This window comes from Pseudomonas sp. BN411 (genome assembly GCF_029871235.1).
Taxonomy (GTDB): domain Bacteria; phylum Pseudomonadota; class Gammaproteobacteria; order Pseudomonadales; family Pseudomonadaceae; genus Metapseudomonas.
Map to the genome: position 1 here is coordinate 57,278 of NZ_SSOM01000061.1, position 15,957 is coordinate 73,234.

Below are 15,957 nucleotides of genomic sequence, written 5' to 3' on the forward strand. Positions count from 1 at the left end.
GTGATTGCTAGGACGTATCAGCGCGATGGATACAGGCAAAAATAAGAATTACAAGCAATCGCTTGGGAGAATCCTATGCGAAGTTCTCACTTGGAGTCTCGCCAGAAATCAGGCCCGGTTGTCAGGATATTGGATCTGTTCCCGAACTCCTCTCAGCGTGCTACTCCTGGTGGACCGATAATCAACCGCGGCCGTCAGCCAACCCCTGCCAATCCTTTTGCCTTTAACGGATTCCTCGATCTAGTCAGCGCGATCGGCACGTCACGTATGCCTGAGAAGCTGCTGACTGTGCTGCAGGATGTTTGCGGTGCAGACCATTGCGCGGTGTTTGAGCAGCGTGCCGACCATCTAATACAACATGACTCTGCTGGCTTTGACGGAGGAAATCGCATCCTAGAAATGGGCATCACCTACGTCGAGGAGCAGTATTGGCGAGGCGATCCTGTCTACCAGCAGCTGCTGCATAGCCCCCAAGCGCAGGCGGCGGTTGTCTCAAGAATCAACACTGAGGCACTCGAAGACCAAAAATTGCGCACTCTGTACAGTCAAATCAATGCTGAACGCTTTGTCATTAGCGGTCTTCAGTCCGGAAGCGTGTATGGTCTGCATGTCCTGCGTGAGCGTAGTCGTGAAAGCATCAGCGACCTTGAAATCTGTTCCCTCAGTGGGATTGGTTCTTCGCTGATCAGCATTCTGGCCAAACACATCGAAGTGCTAGGGCAGAGACAGCGTATAGGTCGGGTTTGGCAGCTGTCGGAAATCGAGCTGCTGATCAACCAGCAGCCCTCCGATTTGAGCCTGCGAGAGCGCAGCGTATGCGCCAGGATTATCTACGGGATGTCGTCGGCAGGTATTGCGTTGGATTTGGGGATTGGCGAGGAAAGTGTGAAGACCTACCGTAAGCGCGCGTACCAGCGTCTGGGTATCGGTAGCTCTTATGAATTGGGTAAGTGGTTCACCACCTTGCAAGGCATTGCAATGGTCGAATGAGTACCGAAGATTGACGCAACGAGTCATCACTCCTCTCTGATTCCCCTAGGGCGCCGCGACAAACGCGCGCGGCGTTCTTGTTTTTTGCTCAAGAATCTCGCGATCGTAACCCGGTTCGTAAGCGTCTGCCCAACTCACCTTGCGTGAGTTAGGCGGGCTCCCACTGATGCGGCAGCAATTGCTCGATCTCACTCGGCCGCTGCGTCGGCAGCTTTGTGTGCACATCCTTGAGATAGGCATACGGATCGTGCCCGTTGAGGCGTGCTGACTGGATCAAGCTCATGATCGCCGCCGCCCACTTGAGCTGGCTGGTGCCTTTCGCAGAACGCCTGGTTCCTCTAATACTCCCCCCCGCTTTAGCACCCTTCTTGACGTCCCTAGCTAGGGGGACAGACAAGTTCTGTCCGCCAGCCGACCATTAACCCAACGAAAACGCCCTCGGGTGTCTCTCCGAAAAACAACAACATCGTTGGGTATTGATTATGGCTATTGCAACGCACAAAAGGCTTGTGGAACTGTCCAGCGCAGAACTCGGCTTTGATCCAGATTCGCTTCGCGAAAAATATCGCCAAGAGCGCGAGAAGCGACTCAAGCCTGAAGGCAATGAGCAATACATCGAGACTGGCGGGGAGTTTAGTCACTACGTTGATGATCCCTATGCCTCACCGGGCTTCACTCGTGAAGCATTGGATGAGGAAGTTGACGTGCTCATCGTCGGCGGTGGATTTGGAGGCTTGATTGCTGCGGCGCGTCTTCGCGAGGCAGGGCTGCACAACTTCCGAATTGTCGAGAAGGCTTCTGACTTCGGTGGTGCTTGGTACTGGAATCGCTATCCAGGCGTGCAGTGTGATATCGATGCTTACATTTACCTCCCCTTGCTTGAGGAAACCGGGTACATCCCCAAGGAGAAGTATTCCTATGGCCCCGAGATTTTCCAGCACGCGCAGCGTATTGGCAGGCATTTTGAGTTGTACCCAGTGGCGCTGTTTCAAACTCAGGTTTCTGGCGCTCAGTGGGATGAGAGCGCTGGTCGCTGGATCGTCACAACTGACCGCAATGACCGAATCCGGGCGCGCCATGTCGTAATGTCTGGTGGCCCGCTGAATCGGCCAAAGTTGCCAGGCATTTCTGGTATTCAGAAGTTCAAGGGGCACACCTTCCATACCAGCCGCTGGGACTACGAATACACCGGCGGCAATACAGAAGGCGGATTGCACAAGCTTTCGGATAAGCGGGTAGCTGTGATCGGTACAGGGGCTACGGCGATTCAGGCGGTTCCGCATCTGGGGCAGTATGCCCAGCATCTCTATGTGGTCCAGCGTACGCCCTCCTCTGTGGATGCCCGGGGCAATCGGCCGACCGATCCGGAATGGGTGAAAACCCTTACACCAGGTTGGCAGCGGCGCCGAATGGACAACTTCAACACCATTGCATGCGGTGCCCAGGCCTCGGAAGACCTGGTGCAGGATGGCTGGACAGATCTGTTTCTCAACCTGACCCAGGAAGATTTCGCCGGGTCGCCGCACGAGCTGATGCAGGCCATTGAGCTGGCGGACTTCAAGAAGATGAACCAGATCCGCGAGCGCACAGCATCTATCGTGAGCAAACCTGACACTGCGGACGCGCTGAAACCCTGGTATCGCCAGACCTGCAAGCGTCCAGCGTTCAATGATGGTTACCTCCCGACCTTCAATCGACCAAATGTCACGCTAGTAGACACGGACGGAAAGGGGGTCGAACGCCTCACCGAAAACGCGCTGGTGGTGAATGGGGTCGAGTACGAAGTTGATTGCATTGTGTTCGCCACGGGCTTCGAGGTAGGCACCAGCCAATCGCGTAAGGCCGGTTTCGAAATCGTTGGCAGTGGCGGCAAGACTCTCAGCGAGCATTTCTCCGAAGGGCCGCGCACGCTTCATGGCTACTACAGTCATGGTTTCCCGAACTTCTTCCATCTAGGCATTAGTCAGAACGGATACAAGGTCAACTTCATCGACATGCTCGAAGAGCAAGTTGGCCATGTAGTGAAGGTGCTGTCGCACCTTAAGCAACACAACGCAACTCGCATTGAGCCCACCGCCAAGGCCGAGGCCGCATGGGTCAAAACCATCCGTGATAAGTCCGAAGTCTTTGCAGCTTTCGTCGCCGAATGTACACCAGGGTACTACAACGGTGAGGGGGGCGACGTCCGCAAGGGCTTGCTGGTGGAGTGTTATGGCGGTGGCGCCGGTTCGTTGGAGTTCACTGAACTAATGGCCAGTTGGTATGCCGATGGTCGAATGAAAGGTCTCGATATCCGTTAGGTGCGTGCTGCAAGGCTGTCGTTGAAACAGTGACTACAGCCTTTTGTTTAACTCACCTATTCGGCTATCACATGAGGTCTAACGATGTCTTCGATTAATTATTCAGGTAAGTCCATCGTAGTTACCGGTGCGTATTCGGGGATTGGTGCGGCTCTGGTACCTCTGTTGCAGGAGTTTGGTGCTGAGCAGATCACTGTACTAGATGTGCGGCGCCCCACATATGAGGTGGCGCAGTTTATCGAAGTTGACTTGGGTGATCCTGACAGTATTGACGCGGCATTGCCGCTTCTGCCGTCCAGAATTGACGTTCTGTTTAACAACGCAGGTATCCCGGGAACCAGGCCAGTAGAGCAGGTTATGGGGGTCAACCTATTCGCCGTGCAGCGTCTGTCTCGAGCGTTGCTCCCACGGATCCCTCAAGGCGGTTCCATCGTTAATACCGCCTCCATTGCGGGAATAGGCTGGCCGGCAAACCTTTCGGAAATTCTATCGCTACTTCAGTTGGATGACTGGCAGGAGCAATTGGCCTGGCTGCGGGAAAAATCTGAGTTGGTTGGAAATGGCTACAACTTCTCAAAGGAGTGCCTGCAGGTTTACACGATGCTACTTGGGCGAAGTGCATGGTGTACTCGTGGTGTCCGGGTCAACTCAGTGTGTCCGTCCCCGGTAGATACGCCGATTCTCGCAGACTTCCGCGCCACCATGACCGACGCGGCTATTGATCAGGCGATCAGGGAAGGGGGTGGGCAACTCTGCACTCCCCGCCAACAAGCGCAGGTACTGGCGTTTCTCGGTTCTGAGCTCGCCTCTTACGTGAATGCCATCAATATCAATGTTGATGGTGGATACGGTGCTGGATTGATGCTCGGTGAAGTGCGGATTCCACCGTTGTCGGATTGAGTCGCCAGCACAGTCGCTTTACATTACAAGAGGCTCTCCATGTCTGAAATTTACAATCCGATACTCACCATCGGAGGCGAGTCTGTAAGTACTGCTCGCGCGCTAGAGGTAATAAATCCGGCCACTGGCGAAGTGGTTGGTCGGGTACCTGATGCTGGCCTGAAAGAACTGGAACAAGCGGTGCAAGCTGCACAGCAAGCGTTCCTTGTCTGGCGAGCGGCGTCCCTCGATGAGCGAAAAGTAGCGCTCAATGCCTTCGCCAAAGTGCTTGAGGATAACGTTGATGAACTGTCTCGCCTCCTGACACTTGAACAAGGACGTCCGTTAACCCTGGCAAGGGATGAAATTCTTGGTGCTGCATTTTGGATCAGAGGAATTACTCTCCTAGAACTTCCAGTCGAAGTTCAGTTGGAGACTCCGCTCAATCGAGTTGAGGTGCACCAGGAGCCACTGGGTGTGGTCTGCGGAATCGTACCGTGGAACTATCCGGTGATGCTGGGGGCTTGGAAGATCGCCCACGCGCTCTTTACTGGCAACACGTTGGTGCTAAAACCGTCCCCATTCACACCACTGACTACCCTACGGATCGGTGAACTTACCCGAGAGATATTGCCGCCGGGTGTGCTGAACATTATCAGTGGTGGAGATGCCTTGGGCCCAATGATGACCGGACATAAGGCCTTCGCCAAGATTGCATTTACCGGCTCGACCGCCACCGGTAAACGCATCATGGCTTCTGCTGCACAAGACTTAAAACGTCTGACGCTGGAGTTGGGGGGCAATGATGCAGCGATCGTGCTCGCCGATGTCAATGTTGACGATGTAGCTCAGGCGCTTTTCGACGGTGCATTCACCAACAGCGGACAGATCTGTGTTGCCTGCAAGCGTTTGTATATACACGACAGCATATACGACGTACTTCGCGACAAGCTTCATTCTCTGGTGAAGGCTGCCAAGGTCGGGAATGGATTGAATCCGGATGTGCGCTTCGGCCCAGTCCAGAACCTATCGCAATACCGCCGAGTACGACAGCTACGTGACGAGGCCCGCGAGAGTGGCCTGATCTTACTTGAAGGTTCTCCAGTTCCTGACAGTGGCTACTTCCTTCCCCTGACCCTGGTTGATAACCCGCCGGACACTGCGCCTGTGGTCACAGAAGAAGCCTTTGGTCCAATTCTCCCTTTGTTGCGCTTCCACGAAGTTGATGAAGTGATCGAACGGGTCAACCAAAGCGACTTCGGGCTGGCGGCCGCTGTCTGGAGCAGCGATATAGAGCAGGCAAAAGCAATCGCTATGCGCTTGGAGGTGGGCACGGTGTGGATCAACCAGAACCTTGTGTTGCAGCCGGATGTGCCAATGGCTGGATACAAACAGTCCGGCTTCGGCGTAGAGAACAGTGTATCGGGGCTCTTGGCTTTCACTCAGCCTAAAGCAGTTTTCGTTCCCAAGGTTGGGTGACTACATCACCCGAAGGAGAGAGACCATGAAGAAGTCTTACACACGCGGAACGCAGGATCAGCCCCTCCTCTGCCAGACCATTGGAGAAGCTTTTGACGAGGCCATCGTGCGCTATGGTAATCGCCCTGCTCTGGTTTCGGCGCGCCAAGGGCTGCGCTACAGCTGGAAGGAGTTGGGAGAGGCTGTGGAGATATGTGCCCGGGCCTTTCTTGCATTGGGAATTGGCCGTGGTGAGCGCATTGGCATTTGGTCGACAAATTGTGCTGAGTGGACTGTTGTACAGCTGGCCAGCGCAAAGGTCGGTGCCGTCCTAGTCAACATCAATCCGGCTTACCGACGTTCAGAGTTGGAGTACGTGCTGGCGCAATCGGGCTGTTGCTGGGTGATCTGCTCCGACTCATTCAAGTCGACCAATTATCACGAAATAGTCCGCGCTGTGGTTCCGTCGATTGTCTCCTCGAGTCCAGGCAATCTGAACGTAGGCGAGTTTCCCCAATTGCGTGGCGTCATCACGTTAGCCGACGAGGCGCCTGAGGGCTTTTTGCCATGGGCGGCTCTCGCTGGCTTGGCCGAGCACATCGGCTCAGACCTGTTGCGTCAACGTGAGCTCACCTTGCAGTTCGATGACCCAATCAATATCCAGTACACGTCCGGGACTACGGGGTTTCCGAAGGGGGCCACGCTCAGCCACTACAACATTCTGAACAACGGTTACATGGTTGGCGCCCGGTTGGGGTTGACCCAGCAGGACAAGTTAATAATCCCAGTTCCGCTGTATCACTGCTTCGGCATGGTTATGGGTAACCTGGCTTGCCTGACTCATGGCGCAACAATGCTTTACCCCGGTCCGTCATTTGAGCCTGATGCCACTTTGCGCATGGTCGCTGAAGAGCGTGCCACCGTGTTGTATGGCGTGCCGACTATGTTCATTGCGTTGCTGGATCACCCGGCGCGGGCCCAGGTTGATCTAAGCAGCCTGCGTACAGGCATCATGGCCGGTGCCACTTGCCCTATAGACGTGATGCGTAGGGTAATCGGCGAATTGCATATGACCCAGGTGCAGATCGCTTACGGAATGACCGAAACCAGCCCTGTGTCGTTGCAGACCCATTCCGATGATGATCTGGAACTACGGGTCACCACTGTTGGCACCACGCAGCCACACCTGGAAACCAAGATCGTTGACACCGAAGGTCGCATCTTGCCTCGTGGCATTGTGGGTGAGCTGTGTACCAGGGGCTACAGCGTAATGCTCGGCTACTGGAATAACCCCCAGGCAACACAAGAGGCCATAGATAGCGCCGGCTGGATGCATACAGGTGATCTCGCCGAGATGGACGACGCTGGCTACGTACGCATCGTAGGGCGCAGCAAGGACATGATCATCCGCGGTGGCGAGAACATTTACCCGCGCGAGATCGAGGAGTTGCTTTATCGCCATCCGGCAATCGCTGACGCTCAAGTGATTGGCATTCCCGACTCGCGCTACGGGGAAGAGGTTGTGGCCTGGATCAAGTTGCGCTCAGGGCAAACTTTAAACGAAGAGTTACTGCGCACCTACTGCAAGGAAAATATCTCGCATTTCAAGGTTCCGCGCCATTTTACCTTTGTCGATGAATTCCCAATGACTGTGACCGGCAAAGTGCAGAAATTTCGCATGCGTGAAATCAGTTTTGCGGAGATAAACAAAATCTCTGATTCTCAGTAATAACGTCTTGCTAATTATTGTTGTGTTTGGCAAGTGCTGTTTAAAACAATAAAGGACCTAGACTCATGCAAATACATGAAACATCTGCAGTTGTAACCGGCGGAGCTTCTGGCCTAGGCGAAGCGGTCGTACGTCGACTTTCCGCCGCTGGCGCAAAAGTGGCGATTATTGACCTGAACCGTGAACTGGGCCAACGACTTGCTGAGTCCATTGGTGGGGTATTTATTGAGACTGATGTCACCGACGAACTAGCGGTAGAGCGCGCCCTTGACGCCGCTGAGGAAGTAAATGGACTGCCTCGTATACTGGTAAATTGCGCTGGTATCGGAGCCCCGGCAAAGGCGATCAATCGCGACGGTACTGCTTTGCCGCTCCAGAAATTTAATCAGATTATCAACGTCAATCTCACGGGCAGCTTTAACGTTCTGTCGAAGTTTGCTGCGCGCTTACATGTGGCTGATGCACTGGGCGAAGAGCGTGGGGTGATAATCAATACTGCCAGTGTTGCTGCCTTTGACGGCCAAGTTGGACAGCCGGCCTACGCGGCGTCTAAAGCAGGCATCGTTGGTATGACGTTGCCACTGGCGCGAGAGTTCGCCCGCTACGGCATTCGTGTGATGACTGTCGCTCCAGGTATTTTCCTTACGCCGCTACTCGCCACTCTGCCAGAAGAGGCTCAAGTTTCTTTGGGGCAGCAGGTCCCGTTCCCGAGCCGACTCGGGCAACCGGATGAATTCGCGCAGCTAGTCGAAGCGATTGTCGTGAATCCCATGCTTAACGGTGAAGTCATCCGCCTGGACGGTGCAATTCGGATGGCCCCGCGATGAACGACGATCTGCAACAGGCTGCGGTGATCGCTGATCGGGTGGAGCGGTTTGTGCGAGACGTGGTTGTGCCCTATGAACAGGACTCTCGTCGTGATCACCACAATTGCCCTACGGACGCGCTCGTCATCGAACTGCGGGAGCTGGCTCGGGAAGCTGGCGTTTTAACACCTCATATCCTGGCTGACGGACGTCACCTGAGCCAACGTGGCACTGCGTTGGTTTTGGCAAAAACTGGTCTTTCCCCTCTTGGGCCGCTGGCTTGCAATACTGCCGCGCCTGACGAAGGAAACATGTATCTGTTGGGCAAGGTTGGTAGCCCCACGATCCAAGAGCGCTTTTTGCGGCCGTTGATCGAAGGGCAAATGAGGTCGGCGTTCTTCATGACCGAACCGGCTGAAGAAGGTGGTGCCGGTTCTGATCCGTCGATGATGAAGACCACCTGTCACCGTGAAGGCAACGATTGGATCATCAACGGCCGCAAGGCATTTATCACCGGCGCTGAGGGAGCTGGCGTCGGGATTGTAATGGCCAAAGCTGAGGAAGGTGCTTGCCTGTTCCTGATTGAGCTGCCTAACCCGGCTATTCGGATTGAACGCATCCCGCGAACCATCGATAACTCAATGCCAGGTGGACACGCAGTAGTCCGCCTAGAAAACCTTCGAGTACCTGCGGAACAGATGTTGGGTGAGGCTGGTGAAGGTTTTCACTATGCGCAAGTTCGTCTCGCTCCAGCGCGTCTGTCCCATTGTATGCGCTGGTACGGCGCCTGCGTGCGAGCCCAGGAAATCGCTACTAACTACGCCAACAGACGCATGGCTTTTGGCAAGGTGCTTATCGAACACGAAGGCTGCGGCTTCATGCTCGCCGAGAATCTGATCGACCTGAAGCAAGCCGAATTGATGATCGACTGGTGCGCTGGGGTACTCGACAGTGGGGCTCAGGGCGGTACCGAAAGTTCGATGACCAAAGTTGCCGTTAGTGAGGCTCTCATGCGAGTGGCCGATCGTTGCGTACAGGTCATGGGTGGAAGCGGCCTCACCGAAGACACTGTTGTTGAGCAGGTATTCCGCGAGATTCGTGCCTTCCGTGTGTATGACGGTCCGACCGAAGTTCACAAGTGGTCACTGGCTAAGAAAATTAAGCGTGACTGGATCCGGAGGTAAACATGAGCTCGCACGAAGCAGTAGTAATCGCCGGTGCCGACAGCCTCGACGAACCGCTGAATTTCGACAGCGCTTCACTTGAACGTTGGATGATCGAACATGTCGACGGATTTATCGGCCCCCTGAATATCATGCGGCTTAAGGGCGGGCAGTCGATCCCCACGTATCGACTTGATTCATCGTCGGGGAGCTACATTCTGCGTCGTAAACCGTCTGGTCCTGTGCTCAAAGGAGCGCACAGCGTCGAACGCGAGGCACGGGTTCAGCTAGCTCTTTCCACTAAGGGCTTTGCGGTACCTCAGATCATGGGTGTCTGTGAAACCACTGATGTAATCGGCAGTGCGTTCTATGTGATGGAGCGGGTTGAGGGACGAATCTTCTGGGATGCGACCTTCCCAGGTGTGGAGCGGCGCGAAGCCTACTTCGATGCGATGAATACCACCCTTGCACAGTTGCATAGCATCGATCCTGTCACTGTTGGCTTGGCCGACTATGGCCGCCCAGGAAATTACTTCTCTCGACAGATCGAACGCTGGACGCGGCAATACCTGGATGACCCAGCTGCCGGGCGCGATGCAAACATGGACGCCCTGGTTGAATGGTTGCCGGCACACATCCCGGTCGGTGATGAATCGAGCATCGTGCACGGTGATTTTCGGTGCGACAACATGATCTTCCACCCCAGCGAGCCACGCATTGTGGCGGTGCTGGATTGGGAACTGTCGACTCTGGGAAACCCCCTGGCCGATTTCGCCTATCACGCCATGATGTACCGCATGCCTCCACACATCGTCGCCGGCCTCGCCGGGGCAGATTTGCATGCATTGGGCATTCCTTCCGAAGACGAATATGTCGCGGAATATTGTCGTCGAACCGGGCGCAACAACATTCCCGACTGGCCGTTCTACATCGCTTTCAATTTTTTCCGGCTGGCCGCGATTTTCCACGGTATCCAAGGACGCGTACTGCGTGGCACGGCAGCATCGACCAATGCCCGCGAGCGCGCCAGAAGCTTCCCGATGTTGGCTGAACTGGCGCGACGCGCCATGGAGGAGTGCAAATGAGCGCGCCTGTGCAGATGCGGATCGAAGGGGACATAGCCTATCTAACCCTGAACCGCCCTGAAGCTGGTAATGCCATCGACCTCGCGCTTGCTCATGCACTGCTGCAGGCAGTGATTCGCTGTGATCAAGACGCAGGAATTCGTTGCGTAGTTCTTAGTGGCTCTGGTCGATTTTTCTGCACGGGAGGTGACCTTGGTGCCTTCAAGGCTGCAGGGGATGAAATCTCGGGGTTCCTCAGCGAGATTGCCGGTGTGTTGCACATGTCCATTTCACGCCTTATGCGGATGAACAAGCCCATGTTGGTGCTGGTGAATGGCCCGGCAGCCGGGGCTGGATTCAGTTTGGCGCTTGCAGGAGACATTGTGGTGGCCACTCGTGGGGCCAGTTTTGCTCCTGCATATGGCTCGGTAGGCCTGAGCCCTGACGGCGGGTTGACTTGGCATCTGCCTCGCCTCTTGGGTATGCGCAGAGCGCAGGAGGTGATTCTTCTGAACCAGCGCCTGAGCGCCGTGGATGCTGCTCAGCAGGGGCTGATAACCCTAGTGGTGGACGACGACGCTCTCCATTCAGAGGGCGCACGACTTGCACGCGCTCTGGCCGATTCAGCTACTGCCGCTATCGGCCGCACCCGCCGACTTTTGTTGGAAACCTACGGTGGCGGCCTCGAATCGCACCTGGAAAAAGAAGCCCGCTGTGTCGCTGAGTCTGGCGCCGGTCCTGAGGCCCGTGAGGGCGTCACGGCCTTTAGCGAAAAACGTCAACCGAATTTCCAAGTAGGAGTCTAATAATGGCTGAAGCCTATATTGTCGGGGCTGTACGTACTGCCGGTGCTCGGCGCAATGGTCAACTCGCATGCTGGCATCCGGCGGATATGGGGGGGGAGGTGATCAATGCGCTTCTGGAGCGAAGTGGCATTGATCCGGCGGCCGTTGATGATGTGATCATCGGTTGCGTCACGCAAGCCGGCGAGCAGTCTTTCGCCTTTGCTCGAAATGTGGTGTTGGCTTCGTCCCTTCCACAAAGTGTGCCGGCTGTAACCATCGATCGCCAGTGCGGTAGCTCTCAACAGGCGGTCCATTTTGCTGCTCAGGCAGTGATGTCTGGTGTGCAAGATGTGGTAATCGCTGGCGGCGTCGAAAGCATGAGCCGAGTCCCAATGTTCTCCAACCTGTCGTTCCATGAGCGTGAAGGTTTGGGGGTGGGCCCATTCAGTGAACGGATCAAGAAGCGGTTCGGCGTCGAGACCTTTAGCCAGTTTGAGGGCGCGGAGATGCTCGCGCAAAAATATGGCTTTGATCGAGAAACCCTGGATCGCTATGCGCTCCAAAGTCACCAGCGTGCGTCGCACGCAACCACATCTGGCGTATTCCAGGACGAGATAGTTCCCCTGGCTACCGATACTGGGTTGCATTGTCGGGATGAGGGTATTCGACATGATGCGACTTTGGAGGGGATTTCTTCGGTTCGTCTAATCAGGGAGGGCGGTGTGATCAGCGCCGCCAACGCCAGCCAGATCTGCGACGGTGCATCCGCGCTCTTGATAGTGAGTGAGCGGGCGTTGAAGGAGCACAACCTGATTCCGTTGGCGCGGATTGTGTCGATGGCCGTCACCGCCGGTGATCCGGTGATCATGTTGGAAGAACCTATCCAAGCGTCCCGACGTGCACTGCAACGAGCTGGCTTGAGCATTGCTGATATTGATCTTTATGAGATCAACGAAGCTTTTGCTCCGGTGCCCCTGGCCTGGCTGCAGGCACTGGAAGCCAATCCGGACCAGCTCAATGTCAATGGCGGGGCTATTGCTCTCGGGCATCCATTGGGCGCCACCGGTACCAAGCTTATGACCACTCTGTTGCACTCGCTCAAAGCTCGCGGCTTGCGCTATGGCCTGCAGGCCATCTGCGAGGGTGGTGGCGTCGCAAACGCGACTATCGTGGAGGTGCTTTGATATGGCGCTCCACACCCGAGTCACAGAATTACTCGGCATCGACCACCCAATCGTTCAGGGCGGCATGATGTGGGTTGGCCGCGCCGAATTGGCCAGCGCCGTTTCGAATGCCGGAGGGCTCGGCATGCTTACTGCGTTGACTCAGCCGACACCGGATGATCTGCGGCGAGAAATCGAGCGCTGCCGGAAGATGACGGACAAGCCATTCGGCGTGAACCTGACCATCTTACCCTCGGTGAGCCCTCCGCCTTATGCAGAGTACCGCAAGGCCATCATCGACAGCGGCGTACGGGTCGTCGAGACGGCGGGAAACAAACCGCACGAGCATGTCGAGGACTTCAAGGCGCATGGGCTGACGGTGATTCATAAGTGCACTTCTGTGCGCCATGCACTTTCAGCGCAGAAGATGGGCGTCGACATCGTCTCTATTGACGGTTTCGAATGTGCCGGACACCCAGGGGAAGATGATATTCCCGGTTTGGTGCTCATTCCCGCTGCCGCTGACAAGATCCGGGTGCCGATGATCGCCAGCGGTGGATTTGGTGATGGTCGCGGCCTTGCTGCAGCGCTTGCGCTAGGCGCGGAGGGTATCAACATGGGTACGCGCTTCTGCGCAACTGTCGAGGCGCCAATTCATGATGCGATCAAGCTGTTCCTGGTGAACAACGATGAGCGTGACACGCGGCTGATATTTCGGCAGTTCCACAATACCGGACGCGTGGCGCGCAACAGCATCTCTGATCGCGTGGTAGCTATGTCGCAGCAACCGGGGGTGACTTTCGAGGATATTCGCCCGCTGGTAAGTGGAGCTTGTGGGCGTGAGGCCTTGGAGACAGGAAATCTCGATGCTGGTCTTGTCTGGGCAGGCCAGGTCCAAGGGCTGATTCATGACATTCCGACTTGCGCAGAACTGTTGACCAGAATCGTTGATGACGCAGGTGAAATCATTAACCGACGCTTACCCGGATTCTTTCGTGCCCACCAGGAGGTAACTGCATGAGCTACCAGTTTATCCGTGTAGAACGTGAAGGCCGTCTGACGACAATTATCCTCAACCGACCTGAGGCTCATAACGCACTCAACGCTGCGGCGCATCTCGAGCTGCAACAAGCGTTCGACGACTTTGGGGCCGATGAGGAACAGTGGGTCGCGATCGTTACGGGCTCGGGCAGCAAGGCATTCTGTGCTGGCCACGACCTCAAGCAGCAGGCAAGTGGTGGCGGCTTGGTTACTCCGGAGAAAGGTTTTGCCGGGCTGACCGCGCGCTTCGATTTGAGTAAGCCGGTAATTGCTGCTGTGAATGGAGTGGCCATGGGCGGCGGCTTCGAACTGGCGTTGGCTTGCGACATCATCGTTGCATCTGAGAACGCAGTGTTTGCTCTGCCTGAACCTCGCGTCGGCCTGGCAGCGCTGGCGGGTGGGCTACAGCGCTTGCCTCAGGTTATTGGTCTCAAGCGCAGCATGGGCATGCTGCTTACTGGGCGCCGGGTTAGTGCCCGTGAGGGAGTGGACCTTGGCTTCGTCAACGAGGTTTGCTCCGACGATGTGCTTTCCCTGGCCCGCTGTTGGGCTGCGGAGATGTTGGCGTGTAGTCCTCTATCCCTGCGAGCCACCAAAGAGGCAGTGCTTCGTGGACTTGATGTGCCCATCGAAACAGCCCTTGTCGAGGAATGGCAGTATCCGCAGGTAGTTTCGATGCTCGAGTCGATGGATGCCATTGAAGGGCCGCGTGCTTTCGCTGAAAAGCGGCCGCCACAGTGGTCAGGTCGCTGATAAGCGACTTGCTCCCCTAGTTCCCGATCAACGCTATGGATGACCTCCAGAATTGCTCAGGCGAGATGGTTTTCTCTGCCTTGAGTTCCATTAGTTGACAAACCCGGGAACCAAATCTGGGCACAAAAATAAGGATAACCATCATGCATCCATCCATTCACGCACTTTCCGCGCCTGACAAGGCAGCCTGCATCCTTGCTTCGTCTGGCCAAATCCTAAGTTACGCAGAACTTGAGCGCTTCGCTAACCAGGGAGCACATCTGTTTCGTGCCCTTGGTCTGCAACGCGGAGACACCGTCGCGGTGCTTCTCGAAAACGGCCTTGATGTATTCACCATCTCCTGGGCGGCTCAGCGCTGTGGGCTTTATCTGACAGCTATTTCTAACCGCGCCTCTTCAAACGATGTCGCCTACATAGTCAGCGATTCTGGGGCACGGGTCTTGATAGCCTCAGACACGTTTTTTGAACTCGGTCTGAGTGCTATCCAGCGTCTGGAGGACAATGCACCACGGTTCTTCAGCACGACAGCCTTCGCTAAGGAGCGTGCAGCCAAGGCCGTAACTCGCATTGACGACGAAAGCCCGGGCGCTGACATGCTGTACTCGTCTGGAATGACTGGGCGCCCAAAAGGTGTGAAGCCGTCACTCCCCGAGGGGCCTGTCGCCAACGAAAGTCCATTGATGTCAATGGGACGTCAGTTTTATGGCATGGGATCGGATAGCATCTATCTGTCTACTTCGCCGCTCTACCATGCTGCGCCATTGCGCTGGGCGCTTGCGATCCAGGGGCTTGGTGGCACCGTGGTAGTCATGGAAAAGTTCGATGCCGAGCAGACGCTTCAGCTAATTGAACGCTACTCCGTTACACAAGCGACCTTCGTGCCGACGCACTTCGTTCGCATCCTCAAACTGCCAGCTGAGGTCCGCGACGCCTATGACTACTCATCGTTGCGTGCCGTGGTACATGCTGCGGGTCCGTGCCCTATTGAAGTTAAACACGCCATGATCCAGTGGTGGGGACCGATCATTCACGAGTATTACTCGGGCACAGAGTGTTGCGGGCTTACCGCCCTTAATGCAGAGGAATGGCTTCGCAAACCGGGTTCAGTTGGACGTGCTGTGTTGGGGACAGTCAAGATCCTCGATGAGGAGGGCCAAGAGGTACCGGCCAGAACTGTGGGGGATATCTACTTTGCCGATGGTCCTCGCTTTGAGTACCACAACGACCCGGAGAAGACACGGAAGGCTTACGACCATCGAGGGTGGGCAACATTAGGTGATATAGGCTGGGTTGATGAGGACGGCTACCTTTTTCTCACTGACCGAAAGAGCTTCATGATCATCTCCGGGGGTGTAAACATCTACCCGCAAGAAATCGAAAATGTGCTCATGACACACCCCGATGTGGATGATGTGGCAGTGTTCGGTATAGCTGATGAGGAGATGGGTGAAAAGGTAGTGGCCGTTGTGAAGCCTCGCGATCAGCAAACAGCTGGACCAACCTTGGCAGAGCTCCTTCGTGCATTTGTGCGTGAGTCGCTGGGCGGAGTGAAATGTCCGCAGCGCGTCGATTTTCGCGATGAATTGCCGCGTGAACCCAACGGCAAGCTGATGAAGCGTCTGCTACGCGAGGAGTATGAGAAAAGAATGGACACCTCCTCTCCCGATTGAGCAGTGTCTGCGCCTGCAGGTAGGGCATCAGCGGCTTTGTATTGAAGTGGGGTTGTTTGGGCATCGCTTTCCTCGATTTGTTGAACTGTTAACGACTGCATCCGCCAGGGATGGCATATGTCGGTCGTCGGCGGTGATCTGGACAGCGCAGAAAGC

At 55.8% G+C, this 15,957-nt stretch carries 13 protein-coding genes and 1 pseudogene; 13 read left to right on the forward strand and 1 reads right to left on the reverse strand.

The genetic code is table 11. The features are described from left to right. Positions 1-90 precede the first annotated feature (90 nt). A complete protein-coding gene (locus tag E8F06_RS09630; RefSeq protein WP_280366530.1) occupies positions 91-990 on the forward strand; it encodes a helix-turn-helix transcriptional regulator in 900 nt (299 codons plus the stop codon). Between the two features lie 148 nt (positions 991-1,138). Here E8F06_RS09630 and E8F06_RS09635 read toward each other — a convergent pair. Continuing rightward, positions 1,139-1,285: pseudogene (locus E8F06_RS09635) on the reverse strand (transposase domain-containing protein); the annotation flags it as partial. A 187-nt stretch (positions 1,286-1,472) separates the two neighbouring features. On the opposite strand from E8F06_RS09635, the gene E8F06_RS09640 reads away from it, so the two are divergent. The 12 genes from E8F06_RS09640 (at position 1,473) to E8F06_RS09695 (ending at position 15,801) form a co-directional block, all read left to right on the forward strand. After that, a complete protein-coding gene (locus E8F06_RS09640) occupies positions 1,473-3,290 on the forward strand; it encodes an NAD(P)/FAD-dependent oxidoreductase (protein WP_280360103.1) in 1,818 nt (605 codons plus the stop codon). An 84-nt stretch (positions 3,291-3,374) separates the two neighbouring features. Continuing rightward, positions 3,375-4,190, forward strand: a complete 816-nt coding sequence (locus E8F06_RS09645; protein ID WP_280360104.1) for a coniferyl-alcohol dehydrogenase — start codon at positions 3,375-3,377, stop codon at positions 4,188-4,190. A 39-nt stretch (positions 4,191-4,229) separates the two neighbouring features. After that, positions 4,230-5,648 (forward strand): aldehyde dehydrogenase family protein, encoded by a 1,419-nt coding sequence (locus E8F06_RS09650; protein WP_280360105.1) that lies wholly within the window; start codon positions 4,230-4,232, stop codon positions 5,646-5,648. Between the two features lie 25 nt (positions 5,649-5,673). Next, a complete protein-coding gene (locus E8F06_RS09655) occupies positions 5,674-7,356 on the forward strand; it encodes an AMP-binding protein (protein WP_280360106.1) in 1,683 nt (560 codons plus the stop codon). Positions 7,357-7,421: 65 nt separating this feature from the next. Next, positions 7,422-8,183 (forward strand): SDR family NAD(P)-dependent oxidoreductase, encoded by a 762-nt coding sequence (locus E8F06_RS09660; protein ID WP_280347781.1) that lies wholly within the window; start codon positions 7,422-7,424, stop codon positions 8,181-8,183. Continuing rightward, positions 8,180-9,346 carry an acyl-CoA dehydrogenase gene (locus E8F06_RS09665; RefSeq protein ID WP_280360107.1) on the forward strand — a complete coding sequence of 389 codons (1,167 nt, stop codon included), beginning with the start codon at positions 8,180-8,182 and terminating at the stop codon, positions 9,344-9,346. The genes E8F06_RS09660 and E8F06_RS09665 overlap by 4 nt, the downstream gene beginning before the upstream one ends. Before the next feature lie 2 nt (positions 9,347-9,348). After that, on the forward strand, positions 9,349-10,410 hold the full coding sequence (locus E8F06_RS09670) for a phosphotransferase (RefSeq protein ID WP_280360108.1): 1,062 nt from the start codon (positions 9,349-9,351) through the stop codon (positions 10,408-10,410). Beyond that, positions 10,407-11,195, forward strand: coding sequence for an enoyl-CoA hydratase-related protein (locus E8F06_RS09675; RefSeq protein ID WP_280360109.1), 789 nt, complete (start codon positions 10,407-10,409; stop codon positions 11,193-11,195). The genes E8F06_RS09670 and E8F06_RS09675 overlap by 4 nt, the downstream gene beginning before the upstream one ends. 2 nt (positions 11,196-11,197) lie before the next feature. Then, positions 11,198-12,358, forward strand: a complete 1,161-nt coding sequence (locus E8F06_RS09680) for an acetyl-CoA C-acetyltransferase (RefSeq protein ID WP_280360110.1) — start codon at positions 11,198-11,200, stop codon at positions 12,356-12,358. Between the two features lies 1 nt (position 12,359). Next, on the forward strand, positions 12,360-13,358 hold the full coding sequence (locus tag E8F06_RS09685; RefSeq protein ID WP_280347791.1) for a nitronate monooxygenase family protein: 999 nt from the start codon (positions 12,360-12,362) through the stop codon (positions 13,356-13,358). Beyond that, a complete protein-coding gene (locus E8F06_RS09690; protein ID WP_280347793.1) occupies positions 13,355-14,131 on the forward strand; it encodes an enoyl-CoA hydratase-related protein in 777 nt (258 codons plus the stop codon). Before E8F06_RS09685 ends, E8F06_RS09690 begins: the two co-directional genes overlap by 4 nt. Positions 14,132-14,274: 143 nt before the next feature. Next, a complete protein-coding gene (locus E8F06_RS09695; protein ID WP_280360111.1) occupies positions 14,275-15,801 on the forward strand; it encodes an acyl-CoA synthetase in 1,527 nt (508 codons plus the stop codon). Positions 15,802-15,957: the final 156 nt, after the last annotated feature.